18 protein-coding genes and 1 tRNA gene are annotated in these 15,569 nt (G+C 57.6%); 7 read left to right on the top strand and 12 right to left on the bottom strand.

Annotated elements, in window-relative coordinates; genetic code table 11:
* The first annotated feature begins 114 nt into the window (after window positions 1-114).
* Window positions 115-834: a 1-(5-phosphoribosyl)-5-[(5-phosphoribosylamino)methylideneamino]imidazole-4-carboxamide isomerase gene (hisA, locus tag ACR0DE_RS07565; protein ID WP_480752434.1), complete on the top strand. Its 720-nt coding sequence runs from the start codon at window positions 115-117 to the stop codon at window positions 832-834.
* Window position 835: 1 nt separating this feature from the next.
* Here hisA and ACR0DE_RS07560 read toward each other — a convergent pair whose 3' ends face one another.
* Window positions 836-1,282, bottom strand: coding sequence for a DUF302 domain-containing protein (locus tag ACR0DE_RS07560; protein WP_480439179.1), 447 nt, complete (start codon window positions 1,280-1,282; stop codon window positions 836-838).
* Between the two features lie 120 nt (window positions 1,283-1,402).
* Here ACR0DE_RS07560 and hisF point away from each other — a divergent pair, with 120 nt between their 5' ends.
* The 3 genes from hisF to ACR0DE_RS07545 all read left to right on the top strand — a co-directional run bounded on the left by hisF (window position 1,403) and on the right by ACR0DE_RS07545 (window position 3,096).
* Entirely contained in the window at window positions 1,403-2,164 is a 762-nt protein-coding gene (hisF, locus tag ACR0DE_RS07555; RefSeq protein ID WP_170392081.1) for an imidazole glycerol phosphate synthase subunit HisF, read from the top strand.
* A complete protein-coding gene (locus ACR0DE_RS07550; RefSeq protein WP_170392083.1) occupies window positions 2,161-2,478 on the top strand; it encodes a phosphoribosyl-ATP diphosphatase in 318 nt (105 codons plus the stop codon). The genes hisF and ACR0DE_RS07550 overlap by 4 nt, the downstream gene beginning before the upstream one ends.
* Before the next feature lie 69 nt (window positions 2,479-2,547).
* Entirely contained in the window at window positions 2,548-3,096 is a 549-nt protein-coding gene (locus ACR0DE_RS07545) for a hypothetical protein (RefSeq protein ID WP_480752433.1), read from the top strand.
* Window positions 3,097-3,149: 53 nt separating this feature from the next.
* Here ACR0DE_RS07545 and ACR0DE_RS07540 read toward each other — a convergent pair whose 3' ends face one another.
* The 4 genes from ACR0DE_RS07540 to rlmB all read right to left on the bottom strand — a co-directional run bounded on the left by ACR0DE_RS07540 (window position 3,150) and on the right by rlmB (window position 6,057).
* Complete coding sequence (locus ACR0DE_RS07540) at window positions 3,150-3,566, bottom strand: VOC family protein (RefSeq protein WP_480752577.1); 417 nt, start codon at window positions 3,564-3,566, stop codon at window positions 3,150-3,152.
* A 120-nt stretch (window positions 3,567-3,686) separates the two neighbouring features.
* Window positions 3,687-4,157 carry a CoA-binding protein gene (locus ACR0DE_RS07535; protein ID WP_480752432.1) on the bottom strand — a complete coding sequence of 157 codons (471 nt, stop codon included), beginning with the start codon at window positions 4,155-4,157 and terminating at the stop codon, window positions 3,687-3,689.
* 291 nt (window positions 4,158-4,448) lie between these two features.
* Window positions 4,449-4,820: a YHS domain-containing (seleno)protein gene (locus ACR0DE_RS07530; protein ID WP_170735482.1), complete on the bottom strand. Its 372-nt coding sequence runs from the start codon at window positions 4,818-4,820 to the stop codon at window positions 4,449-4,451.
* A 463-nt stretch (window positions 4,821-5,283) separates the two neighbouring features.
* Window positions 5,284-6,057: a 23S rRNA (guanosine(2251)-2'-O)-methyltransferase RlmB gene (gene rlmB, locus ACR0DE_RS07525; protein WP_170420794.1), complete on the bottom strand. Its 774-nt coding sequence runs from the start codon at window positions 6,055-6,057 to the stop codon at window positions 5,284-5,286.
* A gap of 116 nt (window positions 6,058-6,173) precedes the next feature.
* Between rlmB and ACR0DE_RS07520 the strand changes: the two genes are divergently transcribed.
* A tRNA-Tyr gene (locus ACR0DE_RS07520) sits at window positions 6,174-6,257 on the top strand.
* 86 nt (window positions 6,258-6,343) lie between these two features.
* Here the strand turns inward: ACR0DE_RS07520 and ACR0DE_RS07515 are convergent.
* From ACR0DE_RS07515 to ACR0DE_RS07490, 6 genes are all read right to left on the bottom strand, one after another.
* Window positions 6,344-7,816: an ArnT family glycosyltransferase gene (locus ACR0DE_RS07515; protein ID WP_480752431.1), complete on the bottom strand. Its 1,473-nt coding sequence runs from the start codon at window positions 7,814-7,816 to the stop codon at window positions 6,344-6,346.
* A 158-nt stretch (window positions 7,817-7,974) separates the two neighbouring features.
* A complete protein-coding gene (locus ACR0DE_RS07510; protein ID WP_480752430.1) occupies window positions 7,975-8,511 on the bottom strand; it encodes a DUF2478 domain-containing protein in 537 nt (178 codons plus the stop codon).
* Window positions 8,512-8,583: 72 nt separating this feature from the next.
* Complete coding sequence (locus tag ACR0DE_RS07505; protein ID WP_480752429.1) at window positions 8,584-9,249, bottom strand: NnrU family protein; 666 nt, start codon at window positions 9,247-9,249, stop codon at window positions 8,584-8,586.
* Between the two features lie 104 nt (window positions 9,250-9,353).
* Window positions 9,354-11,417: an ABC transporter permease subunit gene (locus tag ACR0DE_RS07500; RefSeq protein ID WP_170625267.1), complete on the bottom strand. Its 2,064-nt coding sequence runs from the start codon at window positions 11,415-11,417 to the stop codon at window positions 9,354-9,356.
* Window positions 11,414-12,463, bottom strand: coding sequence for a betaine/proline/choline family ABC transporter ATP-binding protein (locus tag ACR0DE_RS07495; RefSeq protein WP_170401466.1), 1,050 nt, complete (start codon window positions 12,461-12,463; stop codon window positions 11,414-11,416). The genes ACR0DE_RS07500 and ACR0DE_RS07495 overlap by 4 nt, the downstream gene beginning before the upstream one ends.
* A gap of 10 nt (window positions 12,464-12,473) precedes the next feature.
* Window positions 12,474-13,424, bottom strand: a complete 951-nt coding sequence (locus ACR0DE_RS07490) for an ABC transporter substrate-binding protein (RefSeq protein ID WP_170392106.1) — start codon at window positions 13,422-13,424, stop codon at window positions 12,474-12,476.
* A gap of 333 nt (window positions 13,425-13,757) precedes the next feature.
* On the opposite strand from ACR0DE_RS07490, the gene ACR0DE_RS07485 reads away from it, so the two are divergent.
* Together ACR0DE_RS07485 and ACR0DE_RS07480 are read left to right on the top strand one after the other, a co-directional pair.
* The gene (locus ACR0DE_RS07485) at window positions 13,758-14,420 is read left to right on the top strand and encodes a DNA-3-methyladenine glycosylase I (protein ID WP_170512305.1); all 663 of its coding nucleotides are present in this window, start codon (window positions 13,758-13,760) and stop codon (window positions 14,418-14,420) included.
* Between the two features lie 42 nt (window positions 14,421-14,462).
* Entirely contained in the window at window positions 14,463-15,149 is a 687-nt protein-coding gene (locus ACR0DE_RS07480; protein ID WP_170635994.1) for a hypothetical protein, read from the top strand.
* A 5-nt stretch (window positions 15,150-15,154) separates the two neighbouring features.
* On the opposite strand, the gene ACR0DE_RS07475 is transcribed toward ACR0DE_RS07480, so the two are convergent.
* Window positions 15,155-15,562: a c-type cytochrome gene (locus tag ACR0DE_RS07475; protein WP_170392112.1), complete on the bottom strand. Its 408-nt coding sequence runs from the start codon at window positions 15,560-15,562 to the stop codon at window positions 15,155-15,157.
* Between the last annotated feature and the right edge of the window lie 7 nt (window positions 15,563-15,569).

Here is a 15,569-nt window from a genome sequence, read left to right as displayed (position 1 = left end):
GGTCAGTCTGACCTGCCGTTCGGCACCGGGCAAGAATGACTTAGCGTCGCGTTGCGCCCCTGCCCTGCCTGTGCGATATCTCGCGCGTGTAACAGTGATATAGGGCCGCCCGACATGATCCTCTACCCCGCCATCGATCTGAAAGACGGCAACGCCGTGCGCCTGCTGCGTGGTGAAATGGATAAGGCGACGGTCTTTAACGAAGACCCTGCTGCGCAGGCCCGCGCCTTTGTCGAGGCTGGTTGCGAGTGGCTGCATCTGGTTGATCTGAACGGTGCTTTTGCCGGGGAGCCTGTTAATGCGGCACCCGTTGAGGCAATTCTGAAAGCCTGTGACGTGCCCGCTCAGTTGGGTGGTGGTATCCGGGACATGGCCACAATCGAGACCTGGATCGAAAAAGGTCTGGCGCGGGTGATTCTGGGCACCGTTGCAGTCGAAAACCCTAATCTCGTGCGCGAAGCTGCCAAAGCCTTTCCTGGCAAAGTCGCCGTCGGAATCGACGCCCGCGACGGCATGGTTGCCACCAAAGGTTGGGCCGAAGAGACCAACGTTCAAGTAACTGATCTGGCGCACAGTTTCGAGGACGCTGGCGTGGCAGCGATCATCTATACAGACATCAACCGCGACGGTGCGATGCAGGGTCCGAATATCGAAGCCACGGCGGCGCTCGCGCAGGCGGTTTCGATTCCGGTGATTGCCTCGGGCGGTGTCAGCTCGCTGGACGACCTGATCGCCCTGCGCGATTGTGGCGTCGAGTTGAACGGCGCGATCTCTGGCCGCGCGCTATATGATGGCGCGATTGACCTGAAAGAGGCCATTCGCGCCCTGAACTGAGTTATTGAGCAGCGGCGGCGGTCAGTTTCGCCAAAGCGCCGCGCATCTTTTCGATGACGGGGGATTTCTCTACTTCGTCGAGCTCGTCCATCGTCTCTTTCGGATCTTCATAAGCCAGCCAGACCTGTCCGTTTGCGTCTTCGTAGGCCTGCACCTTCAGCGGCAAGAACAGCCCCGCGCGCGGGTCGATCTGCATGGCGGGAGTGCCCAGAGCCGGGTTGCCGAAAATCAGCACCTGATTGGCCGGGATCGGCGTTCCGACCTTTTCCGCCCCCGCCGCGTGATCCACGCGGGCAAACACGGTGGCGCCCGCATTACCCACGGCGGCTTCCAGCGCGTCCAGCGCCTCGGCCACGGATTTGTTGGTTTCCACTTTGATGATGTCGTCAGCCATGGCGGACAGGGCGCCTCCGAATGTGAGAATTGAAGCCAAAAGAAGTTGTCGCATCTGCGTAATCCTTTTCATAAATTTCACCCCTAATTTCCATGGCTTCGCGACAGATCACAATCACAAGTCTGGCATCGGCGGGGCTTTGCCGGTACAGGTGCCCCGAGCAAAGGAAAGCCCATGCTGAAAACCCGCATCATTCCCTGTTTGGATGTCGCCGATGGCCGTGTGGTCAAAGGTGTGAATTTCGTTGGCCTGCGCGATGCTGGTGACCCCGTGGAATCGGCCAAGGCATACGACGCCGCCGGAGCGGATGAGATCTGCTTTCTGGACATCCATGCGACGCATGAGAACCGCGGCACGATGTTCGATGTGGTCCAACGCACGGCAGAGCAGTGCTTTGTGCCTCTGACTGTAGGTGGTGGCGTACGCACCAAAGATGACGTGCGGGCGCTGTTGCTGGCGGGGGCTGATAAGGTCAGCTTTAACTCGGCCGCCGTCGCGAATCCGGACGTCATCGCCGAAGCAGCGGACCAGTTCGGCAGCCAGTGCATTGTCTGTGCCATTGACGCCAAGACAGTCAGCCCCGGCAAGTGGGAGATTTTCACCCATGGCGGACGCAAACCAACAGGTATCGACGCCGTTGAATTTGCCAAAACCGTCGTCGCCAAGGGCGCAGGTGAAATCCTGCTAACCTCGATGGATCGCGATGGCACCAAGGCCGGGTTCAACCTGCCCCTGACCCGAGCGATCAGTGACGCGGTGGAAGTGCCGGTCATCGCCAGCGGGGGCGTAGGCAATCTGGACCATCTTGTCGAAGGTGTGACCAAAGGTGGGGCCAGCGCGGTGCTTGCCGCCTCGATCTTCCATTTCGGCGAATACACCATCCACGAGGCCAAAGAGCATATGGCCGCCGCTGGCATACCGATGAGGCTGACATGAGTATTTTGCACGATCTGGCGGCTACGATTGAGGCCCGTAAAGGGGCAGATCCAGACAGCAGCTGGACCGCCAAGCTGTTGGCCAAAGGTCCCGAGAAATGTGCCGAGAAATTCGGCGAAGAAGCCATTGAAGCAATCATCGAAGCCGCCAAAGGGGACAGGGGAAAACTGACCTCCGAGGCGGCTGATGTGCTTTATCACCTGCTAGTGATGCTGGCTGCGCGCGATGTTGCGCTGGATGATGTGCTGGGCGAACTGGCCCGTCGACAGGGCACCAGCGGCATCACGGAAAAGGCATCCCGACCAAAAGACTAAGCGGGTTTCGTGCGATGACCCGGCCCGCTATACTGCGGCTTCGGGTGCATTGAGGCAAAGGACGCGCAGATGATCAGAGCTTTGGTGTTCGCGGCAGCGCTTGCCACCCTCGCGGCCTGTGCCACCCCTCCCCCGTCTTCCGGAGATGAGGTCCAGCGGCTGGCGGCTGAAATCCAAAGCCTCGGCCCCGATATCGACCCAGCAGAAGCCACCCGCGCCGCCCGCATCGCCTATGCCTATACTGCGCAACTGGCGCAGGAATACGAGATCACCGACCCTCCGCTTATCCACAACGCCAAGGTCAACAAGGGTCTGCGTCCGCGTGGTCTGTGCTGGCACTGGGCTGAAGATATTGAGCGGCGACTGGATCAGGAGCAGTTCCGCACTCTGGAAATGCACCGCGCTATCGCCAATGCGGATAATCCGTTCCGCATCGACCACAGCACCGCCATCATCAGCCGCAAGGGAGAGAGCATGTACGAAGGCGTTGTCTTGGATCCCTGGCGCTATGGCGGAGTGCTATTCTGGTCGCCCCTGGTTGAGGACACCCGTTACGAGTGGGTTCCACGCGAAGTGGTTCTGGAAAAGCGGCGACAAGAACAAGCATCCAGCCCGTGAGACTGAGCTTCTGCGGGCAGCGATCGAAGCGCCACAGCGACCCGACGAAAGCGTTACCCGTCGCGCCCCGGCTCGTTTGGATTGCTGGAAAACAGCGCGATTTTGTTGCCCTGAGGATCGCGCAGATAGCCGACATAGAAATTCGGACCATACGAGGCGCGAAAGCCCGGCTGGCCTTCGTCAGACCCGCCTGCGGCAAGCGCAGCGGCGTGAAGGTCGCGAACCTGCTGTTGGGTGCGCGCCTCAAACGCCACCATGGACCCGTTGCCAGCCGAAGCCGCGCCTCCATCAAAGGGTGATTTTACGTAGAACTCGGGCTGAACCGGGGATTGCCCCGGCGGCACTGGCAGCGCATAGCTCAAGTCTCCGTGATACCGCTCCATCGCATAACCAAGCGCGGGCAGGAACGCCGAATAAAACCGCTCAGCGCGCGTGATATCGTCAACACCAACAGTCACATAAGCAATCATTCCGCATGGTCCTGTCATATTGGTTTGCTGAATGGGTATAGGTCAATTGGACCTCCCCCTCAACAAATGCACCATTTCTGTTCAATTCAGGCCGGGGCGTAGACACAAATGTCAGGGCTGTCACAGCTTGGACGAGATCACTCCAGTCGCAAACCCACCCATACGCAGTTCGCCAAACAGGCGCTGATATTCGATCTTGGGGCAGCGGTTCATGACTACGTCGATATCGCGGGCCTGCGCTTTGGCAGCGGCCTCGGCATGCTCAACTCCGATCTGCATCCAGATGGTGCGCAAGTCGGGAAACGCATCCAGCGCCTCGTCGACAATGGGTGGCACAGCCTCGGAACGGCGAAAGATGTCAACCATATCGACGGGCTCGGGAATATCGGACAGCGAAGCCTGCACCGTCTGGCCAAACAGCATCTTGCCTGCATGGCCCGGATTGACCGGAATCACCCGATAGCCCTTGAGCGACAGATAACGCGCCACGTAATAGCTGGGCCGCACCGGGTTCATTGAAACCCCAACCACCGCAACCACTTTGGTGCGCCTAAGGATTTGGGTCAGAACATCGTCGGAGTATTCATTCATGAGCATACCATAAGCAAGCGCATGCAAAGAAAAAAGCGCCCAGGAAACTCCTGAGCGCCAGTTGTTGGAACGAGGGACAGTGAAATGACCCGCGGCAGTTCCATTCCGCGGTCACTGTGACATTTAAGCATGAGTTTTCTAAAAAAAAGAGGTCGCGCGCATTTTTGTGATGACACATCACAAAAGGCGGAATGCCGCCGAATGAAACCGTGCGCATTTCCTTCGGCGATCATGGTCAGAACGGCTCGTTACATAAGCCGCGCGCCGATCTTAAGCCAAGAGCAATAGGCTTTATTGGTAAAGAACCGCAGGCCAATGCCCCTCGGCCTCGCGGATGTAATTGGTGACATCGCGTTCCCAGATACGTTCGATCGCTTCCGAGTGGGTCAGATATAACCGCCCATCCACAATCTGCCATGCCTTGGGATCGGTACTGCTTAGCAGACCTTTCGCCATCGCATAGGCGCAGTAACCACCAAACTGCGGGGCATAGGCGCGCGGATTGCGTTCAAATCGATCGCGATTTTCCTCTGACGCAAACCGCCAAATCGCACCCTTCCACATCAGCGCTATGTCGGGCTGACCCAACTCTGGTGCTCCAGCCTTGAAATAAGAAACCGCATCATAGCCTGAGACCGCCATCCCATCGTCCACGTAGAACATGGGCATTTCCTGCGCACCGACGACAGAGGCAAACGGGGTACAAGAGAGACTGATCAAGAAGGAACGTCGAGACAACATAGGTGATTCACTGGATTGCGGTTAGAGGGCTTAAAGATGCATATTTCAAACCGTATCTGAAACCCCCATGACGCCGATGTGAACGGGCGTGCGGTTGTTAATCGAAAACGTCTTCGATCACCTCCCAGGCTTCGTCCAACACCTTTGAGAACAGACCCCGCTTTTTCTTCTTTTTGTATTTTTTGTGCTTCTGTGCCGGCTGGTAACTTTTGATCGGCCGATCTGCCAGTTTGGCTTTTGGCACCATCTTGAGATTATGCAGGGGTGCGCCGCAGCTTGCGCAACTCAGCTCGTGCTGTTGCTTTCCCCGAAGAACCAATGCGGCACGGGTACCGCAATAGCAGCAGGTGGCAATTTTATGTGGAGTGGATATGGGGGCCTCCTGTCATCTGGGTTTGGATGCATATAGTGCGATAGCCGCGGCATTTGAGACGTTTAGAGAACCAAATCCCCCCGCCGCGTCAATTTTTACCAATTGATCGACGGTTTCTTTGGTTTTCTGCCGCAACCCAGGCCCCTCGGCCCCAAGCACCAGCGCCACCGGGCGATCACGCTTGTCACCCAGCGTGGCTTCTATCGTCTGTTCGGCCTCACCATCCAGACCCAGGACTAAATACCCCATGTTCTGCAGCTCGATGATCGTATCGGCCAAATTGCGCACGCGTAGATAGGGTTGTCGTTCCAACGCGCCGCTGGCAGTTTTTGCCAAAGCGCCGGTCTCGGGCGCTGAATGGTGGCGGGTGCCAATGACGGCGCTGGCGCCCAGCACTTCTGCCGAGCGTAGAATCGCCCCGACGTTATGTGGGTCTGTCACCCGGTCCAGCAGCAGCACACGTGGGTTTTCCTGCCCGATACAATTCTCGGCAAGCCCACCCCATTCCAGCGGCTTGACCTCAAGTGCCGCGCCCTGATGAACCGATCCCGGATCAATCGGTGCGGTGAATTTTCGCGGATCAACGATCTCGGGTACAATCTCCGCAAATTCAATAGCTTCCAGCAGTTTGTCGCGGGCATTGCGCGTCACAATCAGGCGCAGCTTCTGCCGTTTCGAGTTCATCAGCGCGTCGCGTACGGCGTGTAAACCGAACAGCCAGACGGTTTCTGCCGCAGCCGCTTTGCGCGCCTGTTCCTTCTCAACGACCCACTTTGGTTTCTTCATGATACGGGCCTCCGGGCCGGGAATTCGGTTTCCTGCGTCAAAGCGGTATTTTCCTGTTGACGCCCTTTAGACGCGCTAGTAATCACGCCTCCACGTCAGGTGCAACGCCTGACAGTGGGCGACAGGCCGCAAGGTGTGGCAGGGGACTGTAACTCCCTCGCGGAGACGCACGCCTGGTTCGATTCCAGGGTCGCCCACCACTTACTCACCGAAAAAATTGAGCCATTCGTTCAGGCCGATATCTGGGTGATAGCAACGTTCGATGTCAACTTCCATGGTCCCCGCGCTATTGCGACACAGGTCCAAATGACAGCGTCATCTCTTCGTTGTTGTCAAAGCGGTATGGCGCAACCAAGGTTTTCACCTGTGCTGGGTCGACGTCCTTCGGGACATTTCGAGCCGATTCCCAAACCCGAAGAGCAGCATTTGGCGCGCGCGGGTCCCGATCGCTGTAAACAGGCTGATCGGGCGCAAAATAGGCCATGTTTCCGGAAATCCAATTGTCAGCAACAATTGCACTTTCGGGCGTTGTTTGCGCGATTATCTCAGAGGTCAAAGTAGCGAAAGGGGCCGCGCGTTTGGCATCTCCGGCCAGATTGTGATGCAGCATCGCCAGTCCGATAAACACCGCTAGAACGGCACTGACCTGAGCAAATCGCTTTACGCCTTTACGACCTGCATTCGGTAACAACCACAAACACAGTACGGGGCCGGCATAAATCAATATCGGTTGCAGCCAGCGATCCTTCACGTTGGTGCTTCCGCTCACAAGCACTACAGCCGCCAGAAGTATCAAGGCCCAGACCAGAGTACGCGTCATCAATCGCCTCAGATCATCGCCTTTGGCGGCCACCCCTTGCCTGAGATAGATCGACCAAAGGACGCCCAGTACGATCAGCAAGAGCGATACAAACCCAGCCGACGCCAAGGCCAGCTCAACCAAGCCTTGCAGCGCGATCAATGTGGTTGGGCCATCGCTGCTCATGTCCAACTTGCGCGCGCTTGCAAATGCGTGTTCGGGATTGTTCAGAACCCATAGCATCGGTGGTGTGACAAGCAATGCGGCGACACCCAACGAAAGCAGCAGTCGAGGCGACCAGAGAGGCTTGCGCGTCTCAGATGCACTGAAAGCCGCCAGCAACATGGCCAGCAGCGCGATCGCATAGTTGTATTTTGACAAACTTCCCATTGCCACGACTACGCCCAGCAAGACGAATCCCCAAGTCGTCGGTTTGCGAATTAGCCCCCAAATCACCGCGAAGGTCAGAACCGAGCAGAGATTGGCGAGAACGGTATGCGTCAGCGCGCGTTGCGCCTCCCAACTAAACTGATAGAGCATCAGAAGTGACAGGACCGACAGCCCTGCCCACAGTGGCGCATGACGGGTTCGTATGGTCAGGTACAGCGTGACAACCGTCGCCAGCAGCATCCCGTTCTTCAGCAGTGACAGCCCTAATATGCCGGGACCGGTGATCTGAAAGATGCCCCATTGCAGCCAGGCATAAAGTGGCAGTTGCGGGCCGTAGCCCCATTCCAAGCGGCGCGCATCAAGAAGTATCTCAGCCTCATCCAGACCAAGCGCGCCGCCGGTTGCAACTCGCAATACGACATGAAGCAGAAAGTAAGCCGTGACTATGCTTAACCAGAAGCGATCTGTCGACATCAACCCATCGAGACGGGATTGCTTCGCTGCCGGGTCATCGACCCCGCAAGCGGCTTCCAGAGATCGCTCATCTGAGACGCACTGATCTTCGATCATGGATAAGCCCATTTCGTCGGCACTCGCCCAGGATACCTGGCCGCCGGATTGCAACTTTGACCGAAGCTAGACCCGATGTGTGGGCTCAAGTCCACCATTTTTGAGGCAGTTGGGCGCGTGAAACAATGCGCGCAGCTCAGCAGATGGATGCCTGGGCTTCAGCCGCCAGATGCCGCGGCGTGTTGCACGTCGGTTTGGGATATTTTGTCAAACCACTCAGTCAGGCTGCTGACATCGGGGCCGAGCGCCTCGGCTATGCCGCCGGCGAATTCCTGAAACTTTTCAATATTCAACTGATTGACGCCCACCAAGACGGGAATTTCACGCTCTAGTGCGTCGGCGACAATAGGGCGAAAGCCCCGCCCGTCCGCCTCGTGCTTTCCGAACTTGTTGATGATCAGCAATTGAGGGCCATCCTCAAGCGACCGCGTCACGAGGCCGACGGCCCGTTCCAATTCAGCCGGATCCAGACGGCAACCCCGAGCGTTCTTGCCAAGAGATTGTGAGATGCGAATGGTTTCCCCGGTCGGCATGACTTTCAGATCCATATCGCATTTATATCCGTCGGCACATTCGGTGTTGGTCTGCACAACCCCGGCAATCGGTGTTCCGGCCTGCACAAGACCATCCGCAAATTCGCTAAGCAGGCGATCGGTTGCGCCGCGATCGGTTGTCGTAACATAGGCCAGATGCATTTTTTGGACCTCAAAGTTCAATTGGTGACTTTTCAGATAGCACGCGTCGGCTTGTCCGACCACCTTCATCCATTAAGGCAACGGAGAAAGCCCGATCACCGATGCGTGCAGGTGGAGGAGAACCGCGTAAGAAGCCAAAGCAGTCAACCAGACCCAAAGGCTGGGCCAAGGGCGGGGCGCGCTGAGTGACAGGCGCGCGGTATTGCGGGAAAGGCGTACCCACTGCGTCCCCAAATTGCGCGCGGTGCGGTGATCAATGAGCGCCATGCCCATCACCGCAAAGCCAGCAAACAAGCCGAACAAGATGACATGCGACAGGCTTCCATTGACCAACAGATGTGCCAAAGCCCATAGCATCAACGCAACAAGGATCGGATGACGAGTCATGCGCAGGATTCCTGGGTTTTCGGGATCGAACGGACGGTGCCCCAACCCTCCGAACGAAAATGGATTCTGGATCGACAGGCCCGCAATGGCCAACCAGCAGACTATAGGCATGACCAGCAAAGGCACCCAGCGAAAGATCGGAAGCGGCGGGATCACTTCGACATAGGGTGCATTTGCGGCGGCGATGATCAACCAGGCCAAAACTGCTAGCGAAATCATTGAATAGCTGGCGAAATATGCGCGCTTTCCCATCGTGCCGATCAGCCAGCCGCGCACTGCGGGGCGCGCTGGAATCATGTGGCTAAGAAGGAATGTGGCAAGTGCTGCGAGGAAGAGGCCCCAACCAGTCATCGTAATCTCCGAACGTGTTGCGCCCGGTTTAGGCCGTGACAGCGCGCTGGTCTTTGTCCGAAATCAAGTGAGGGCAAAGGGGCGGTTACCCGCCCCTTTCCTGTTTATAGGCCCAGCGCCTTGCGGCGTTCCTCGGCAAAGCCCTGCACCATGCGGTCGGCGATCAGGGCAAGAATGGCCATGGCGGCACCGGCCGAGATGCCAAGCCCCACATCCGCCTGCCCCAGCGCCAGATAAATCGACTGGCCCAGACCGGTTGTCCCGATCAGTGCCGCTATCACCAGCATGGCGAAGGCATAGAGGATGGTCTGGTTCAGCCCCAGTAGGATGGTCGGTGCGGCATAGGGCGCGCGGACGTCGCGCATGATCTGCCACTCGGTCGCGCCGCTGGAGATTGCGGCTTCCATCATTTCCTCGGGTGTATTGACCAGCCCGTGTCGCGTGTAGCGGATCATCGGGACGATGGCGTAGGCGCAGATCGCCAGGAAGGCCGAGAACTCACCGATCTGAAACACCATCAGAACCGGGATCAGGAACACAAACAGTGGGATCGTCTGCAGCATATCACAGATCGGGCGAACCACTTTCCAGACCGGCCCCCAAACTGCGCTGGCAAGGCCGATCAGCCCTCCGACCACTGCGCAGGAAAACACTGCGGCACCGCTGAGGTAGAGCGACAGGAGTGCCCGCTCCCACAGGCCTGAAACGAGGATGGTACACAGCAGCCCAACCGACAGCGCCGCAAGACGCCAGCCACCCGCGACCCAACCCAGCGCAGCTGCGCCCGTCAGGACAAACGGCCAAGGCAGGTTTGATATGCCGGTTTCCAGCATGCCGATCAGGATAAGAACGATCAGACCGCCGGTCAGATGCCCGCGCCACGCCATCAGCAGAGCGATAGCCGCACCGGCGGCGAACAGACCCCAGCTCATGCTCGGGGTCCACTGGAACCCCCAGGTGAACGGTAGTACAGCCTGGTCCAGACCGATCCGCAAGGGCAACAACACATAGAACAGAGAATTGTTCTTGAGTGCGTCCAGCCAAGGCCCGTTAGCCTGCGTAAATGAGGTCAGGCCGGTGTCAATCGCCTCGGCCATCGGGTCCAGAACTGTAAGGTCAGACGGGTTCGGCAACCGGGACCAGAAGGCAGCGGTAAACAGCACTGCAAAGCCCAGCATCGCCCAGACAACGCGGCTGTCATATCGCTTGCGCTCGGTCGCCAAAGTGCCGCTCATCCGGTCGATGATCACTGCGAAGACAACGATGACCAAACCGGCCATGAGGGATTCACCGAACTGCGCCTTGCGCATGGTTAACAGAACTTCCCAGCCGATGTCGTTGAAGCCGCCGATGACGGCGGCGATGATCACCATCGACAGCGCGGCCATGAGGCATTGGTTCACACCAACCATGATCTGAGTCGTGGCAGCAGGAATTTCGACCTGAAAGAGCTGCTGCCAGCGCGTCCCACCGGACATGATCGCAGCTTCTTTGATTTCGGGCTCTACCCGTTCCAGCCCCAGCATAACGTTGCGAGCCATAGGTGGCGCGGCGTAGATGGCCGAGGCGATCAGGCCAACCACCGGACCGAAGCCAAACAGAAGCAGCAGCGGCGTCAGATAGGCAAAGGTCGGCACCGTCTGCATGATATCGAGCACGGCCTGAACAAAGGCCTTCACACGTGGCACTTCATTGGCAAGAATACCGATAGCCCCGCCCATAATCAGCGCCACGGGGACAGATACGGCGACAAGGGCCAGCGTATTCATGCTCTCGGCCCAATAGCCTGAAGCCAGAACGAAGCTGAGGCCAAAGAACCCCAGCGCCGCCATCGGCAGACCGCCCAGATACCAACCCAGCGCAGTGACGACCCCAATCAAGATCGGCCAGGGCGTGCTGCCAAGCACGTAGTTTGCAGCATTCATCGGATAAGTCATCAGGTCCGAAAACAACCGCATCGCCGGTTTAATGCCATTCAGAAACCAGTCGAGAAACGCACCAACCCATTGCGTTGCAGGCAGTTCCCATTCTTTGGGCCATGTGACCAGCCATGGGGCGACGCCTTCCAGCGCAAGGCAAACCGCGCCAACGACAAGGGTAATCAGCGCGGCCTGCGTCCCAGCCGTCAGGCGGGCCTGCCGCGCGGGGATATCCGTCACAGCGGTCATGCTTCATCCACCTGCAAAGCTGCGGCGAGATCGGACGGATGAACCGTACCGACAATATTGCCGTCTGCATCGCGGACGGGCACGGGTTCATACAGCTCCATGCAATGTGCGAGCGCTGCGTCGAGCGTCATGGATGTGGTCAAGCCCGGATCATCCGGCCCACGCTCAGCATCATCACGCATGACCGAAGCAACCTTGGCATGCTGGCCTTTGGCCACGTCCTTAGAAAATTCGCGCACGTAGTCGTCTACCGGACGCAGCACGATATCCGTCGGCGTGCCGATCTGAACGATCTTGCCGTCGCGCATAATGGCGATGCGGTCGGCCAGTTTCAGCGCCTCTTGAATGTCGTGAGTGATAAAGACGATGGATTTCTTCAACGTCGCCTGGATGCGTAGGAATTCATCCTGCAGCTGGCGGCGGATCAAAGGATCAAGGGCCGAGAACGGCTCGTCCAGAAACCAGATATCGGGATTCACCGCAAGGCTGCGCGCGATCCCCACGCGTTGGCGTTGACCACCCGAAAGCTGCCGAGGAAAGCTATCTTCGCGGCCTTCCAGGCCGACCAGCGAGATTACTTCCTGCGCACGCGCCAAACGTTCCTTTTTGCCGACGCCTTGCACACGTAGCGGATAAGCCACGTTTTCAGCCACGGTCATATGAGGGAACAGGCCAAAATGCTGGAAAACCATGCCCAGCTTCTTGCGCCTTAGTTCAGTCAGGGTTTTCTTCGATGCACCGATGACATTCTCGCCATCCACACGGATCTCGCCGCCCGTACCGGGCAGAAGTTGCGAAATGCAACGAATCAGCGTCGATTTGCCCGAGCCGGACAGACCCATGATGACAAAAAGCTCGCCTTCTTTGACCTCGAAATTGGCATCCTGAACAGCAGGGATAAACCCCAGTTCGCGCAAATCGGCGGCGGCTTTGTCAGCGTCACTCCCTGACCGAGACAGCGCGTCGGTCAGAGCTTTGTCGGCACCTTGGCCAAACACCTGCCAGAGATTCTGGCAGGCGATGGCTGGCGTATTCGCTTCAGTCACTTAAGCGGACTCACTGCGTTGCCGCGTCAACGACGGGGCGCCATTTGTCTTCATTCTCGGCCATCCATGCCGCGACGACTTCTTCGACCGCGCCACCATCTACGTCGATCGCCCCCATCATTGGCTGCTGGTCTTCGACCGAAAGCTGATAGTTAGTCAGGATTTCATAGGCAGCGGGCCACTTGTCTGCCATGCCGCTCCAACCGGCCTTGAAGATACGTGACGGCGAGAAATCGCAATCATTCACTGCGTTGGGGTTCGGGCCCCAAGACGGATCGTTAAAGCACGCCTCTTCGCCTGCAGGCAGTTCGACAAACTGTACGTCATATGCCGACATCGCCCAATGTGGCTGCCAGAAGGTGATCAGCAACGGCGACTTGCGCTCGGTCGAGGCGCGCAATTCGGCGATCAAAGCGCCCTCGGAACCCGCGGGGACCGCTTTGAACGGCAATTCAAGACCGGTCATACGATCCGCGCCGGGCGTTCCCCAATCCGCTGGGTAATCGACCAGACGGCCACCGGGCAGAGTTTCAGCCGTAGCAAAAACTTGCGCACACTCTTTCAGCGCTTCCCACGCAGGCAGGCCCGGGCAGAGCTCCGCCACATGTGCCGGGTAGGCAATGCCTTCCTTGGCATCAAGCCCCAGATCGCCGATTTCAACAACGGTGCCTTCGTCGATCTTCTTGGCATATTCGTCGGACACGTTGGACGACCAGATTTCCAATGTCGCGTCAATGTCCCCATCGGCCAACGCCTGGAACTGATTCATCATCCCGGCGGTCACGTATTCTACATTATAACCGGCGGCCTTCAGCATCTCACCTGCCACATGGGTGGTCACATGTTGACCGGTCCATTCGTTGATCGCCAGCTTGATCGGTTCATCGACCGCGCCCATATCTGCGGCATGGGCCGCCCCGGCCACTGCGATAGCCAAAAAGCTTACGCTTAGCTTTTTCATAACAACAACTCCCTGTTTTTTACGTTTGCCCCATGGCGATATCGAGCCCGCCCAGGATCATTTGTGGTCACAGCACATTTCGCAACATGCACAAGTTTAGCCGAAAAAGGAAAGGGAACAGTTGTTCCGGGTCCGACGCGCTTCATCAAGCGTGAAAACACGACCCATCCCTGCTGCTCCACTCGGCAATACACACACTTAACACCGTCAGTTCGGAACCGTCAAAGATATTGATTGACTAGTCAATATAAAACACGCGCTTCATCTCAAGATCTGATTTGCCTTGTCAAATCTTCTTAATAAGGCGCATCTGGATAAGGGAGGGTCTGGGAAATGCGTCACTTTGAAAAGATCTACCAGATATCGGCTGATCGCCACGGCGGCCCCGCCGAACTGGAAAGCAAGCTAAGCAAGCCTAAACCGATCGCCGAATTGGTGGCGATGTCAGATGATCGCTGGTTATCGATTATTACGAAAACCGTGTTCCAGGCAGGGTTTAACTGGAAAGTGATCGAATCGAAGTGGGACGGATTCGAAACGGCATTTGACGGCTTCGACATTGGACGCTGCGCATTCATGGATGACGAGAAATTCGACGCACTGCTGCAGGACACCCGCATTGTCCGCAACGGAACCAAGATTGCCACAGTGCGCGACAATGCCGCGTTTCTGCTGGAACTCCGCGCGGAAGGTGGCGTCGGGCAAATTCTGGGCGGGTGGCCATCACAGGATTATGTCGGCTTGCTACAGATGCTCGCCAAGCGCGGATCGCGGCTTGGCGGTGCTTCGGCGCAGTATGCTATGCGATTTGCCGGTCGGGACAGCTTTATTCTGTCCCAAGATGTAACAGCTCGTCTGATCGCTGAGGGCGTTATCGACAAACCTGCAACCTCCAAAAAAGCAATGGCCGCGGTGCAGGCCGCGTTCAATACATGGATGGGACAATCCGGGCGATCGCTGACGGAAATCAGCCGGGTTCTGGCGATGAGCCTTTGAAAACGACTTGCAGCGCCGAGCTGCCGCATTAGGCTTAATGCCATGATCCGCCCCCTGTTGATTTCATTGCTGTTTCTATTTGTAGCCTGTGGTCGACCTCTAACCGATCACGAGCGCGCATTTGTCAGTAAAATCCACGGAGACACATTGAATCTGGATCGTGTGCGATTGGTAGAGGGTGCCCCCGTCGCAGCGGTTACATTTACCCGCAAAGCCCGCCCTCGGGTTGCCTGCCGTGAACGAATCTTACCACCTGTCAAAGAGGAAACCGTGACCGGCAAACCCGCGGGCGTTGCGCTGTTCAATCATGTATACTTCACGAAGGACTGGTATCTGGACGACTACATGAGCCAGTACCCCGATCAGGTGAACCTGATCGGGGCAATGTTGCTTGCGCATGAATTAACCCATGTCTGGCAGTGGCAAAATCGCAAGACAACTGGTTATCACCCGTTCCGCGCTGCGGCAGAGCATGGCCGGAAGGACGATCCTTACCTGTTCGACCTTGATACTTCGCCCGATTTTCTGGCCTATGGCTACGAACAGCAGGGCGCCATCGTCGAGGAATATGTTTGCTGCCGGGCGCTCGACCCCGACGCACCTCGAACCAAGCGCCTGCACGATATGCTAAGCGCGCAATTCGAAGTCTCGAAATTGCCCGGTAACAGGCGTGAAAGCTCCGTCCTGATACCCTGGGCGGGCGCAGAGATTAATGGCATCTGTCGCTGAGCTTGTTAGTTTACTTGCAGGGTCTTCAGGTAAGCCACTAGATCCACGATTGGCTTACTGGTCAGGATTGGCTGCCCTTCCGGCGTTTTGATCGCGGTGTCGTTACCTTCGAAATAGGGGCCATAAACCGGCATCGGGCTGCCATGGCTGACCAACGGTTCGCGCCCGTCAATCCGCGCCACGACGCGCGCTGTCGGAAATACACCATTTGCATCGGCCAGCGTTCTCAGGTTTGTTGGCTGGATCACCAGCACCCCGGCCATTGGCCCATGCCCCGTTGCATCCAACCCATGACAGGTAGCGCAATAGTGCTGATACAGCTCGGCCCCGGTCTCCACGTCCTGAGCTGAAGAGGCCTGTGGTATCATGGTAAGTACAGTCAGCGCGCCCGCGCCAAGTATTGATCGGATCATCACTTTT

The organism is Ruegeria sp. C10 (genome assembly GCF_056537805.1).
The sequence above is the reverse complement of the archived record's forward strand: the minus strand, read 5'-3'. Positions and strand labels throughout refer to the sequence as shown.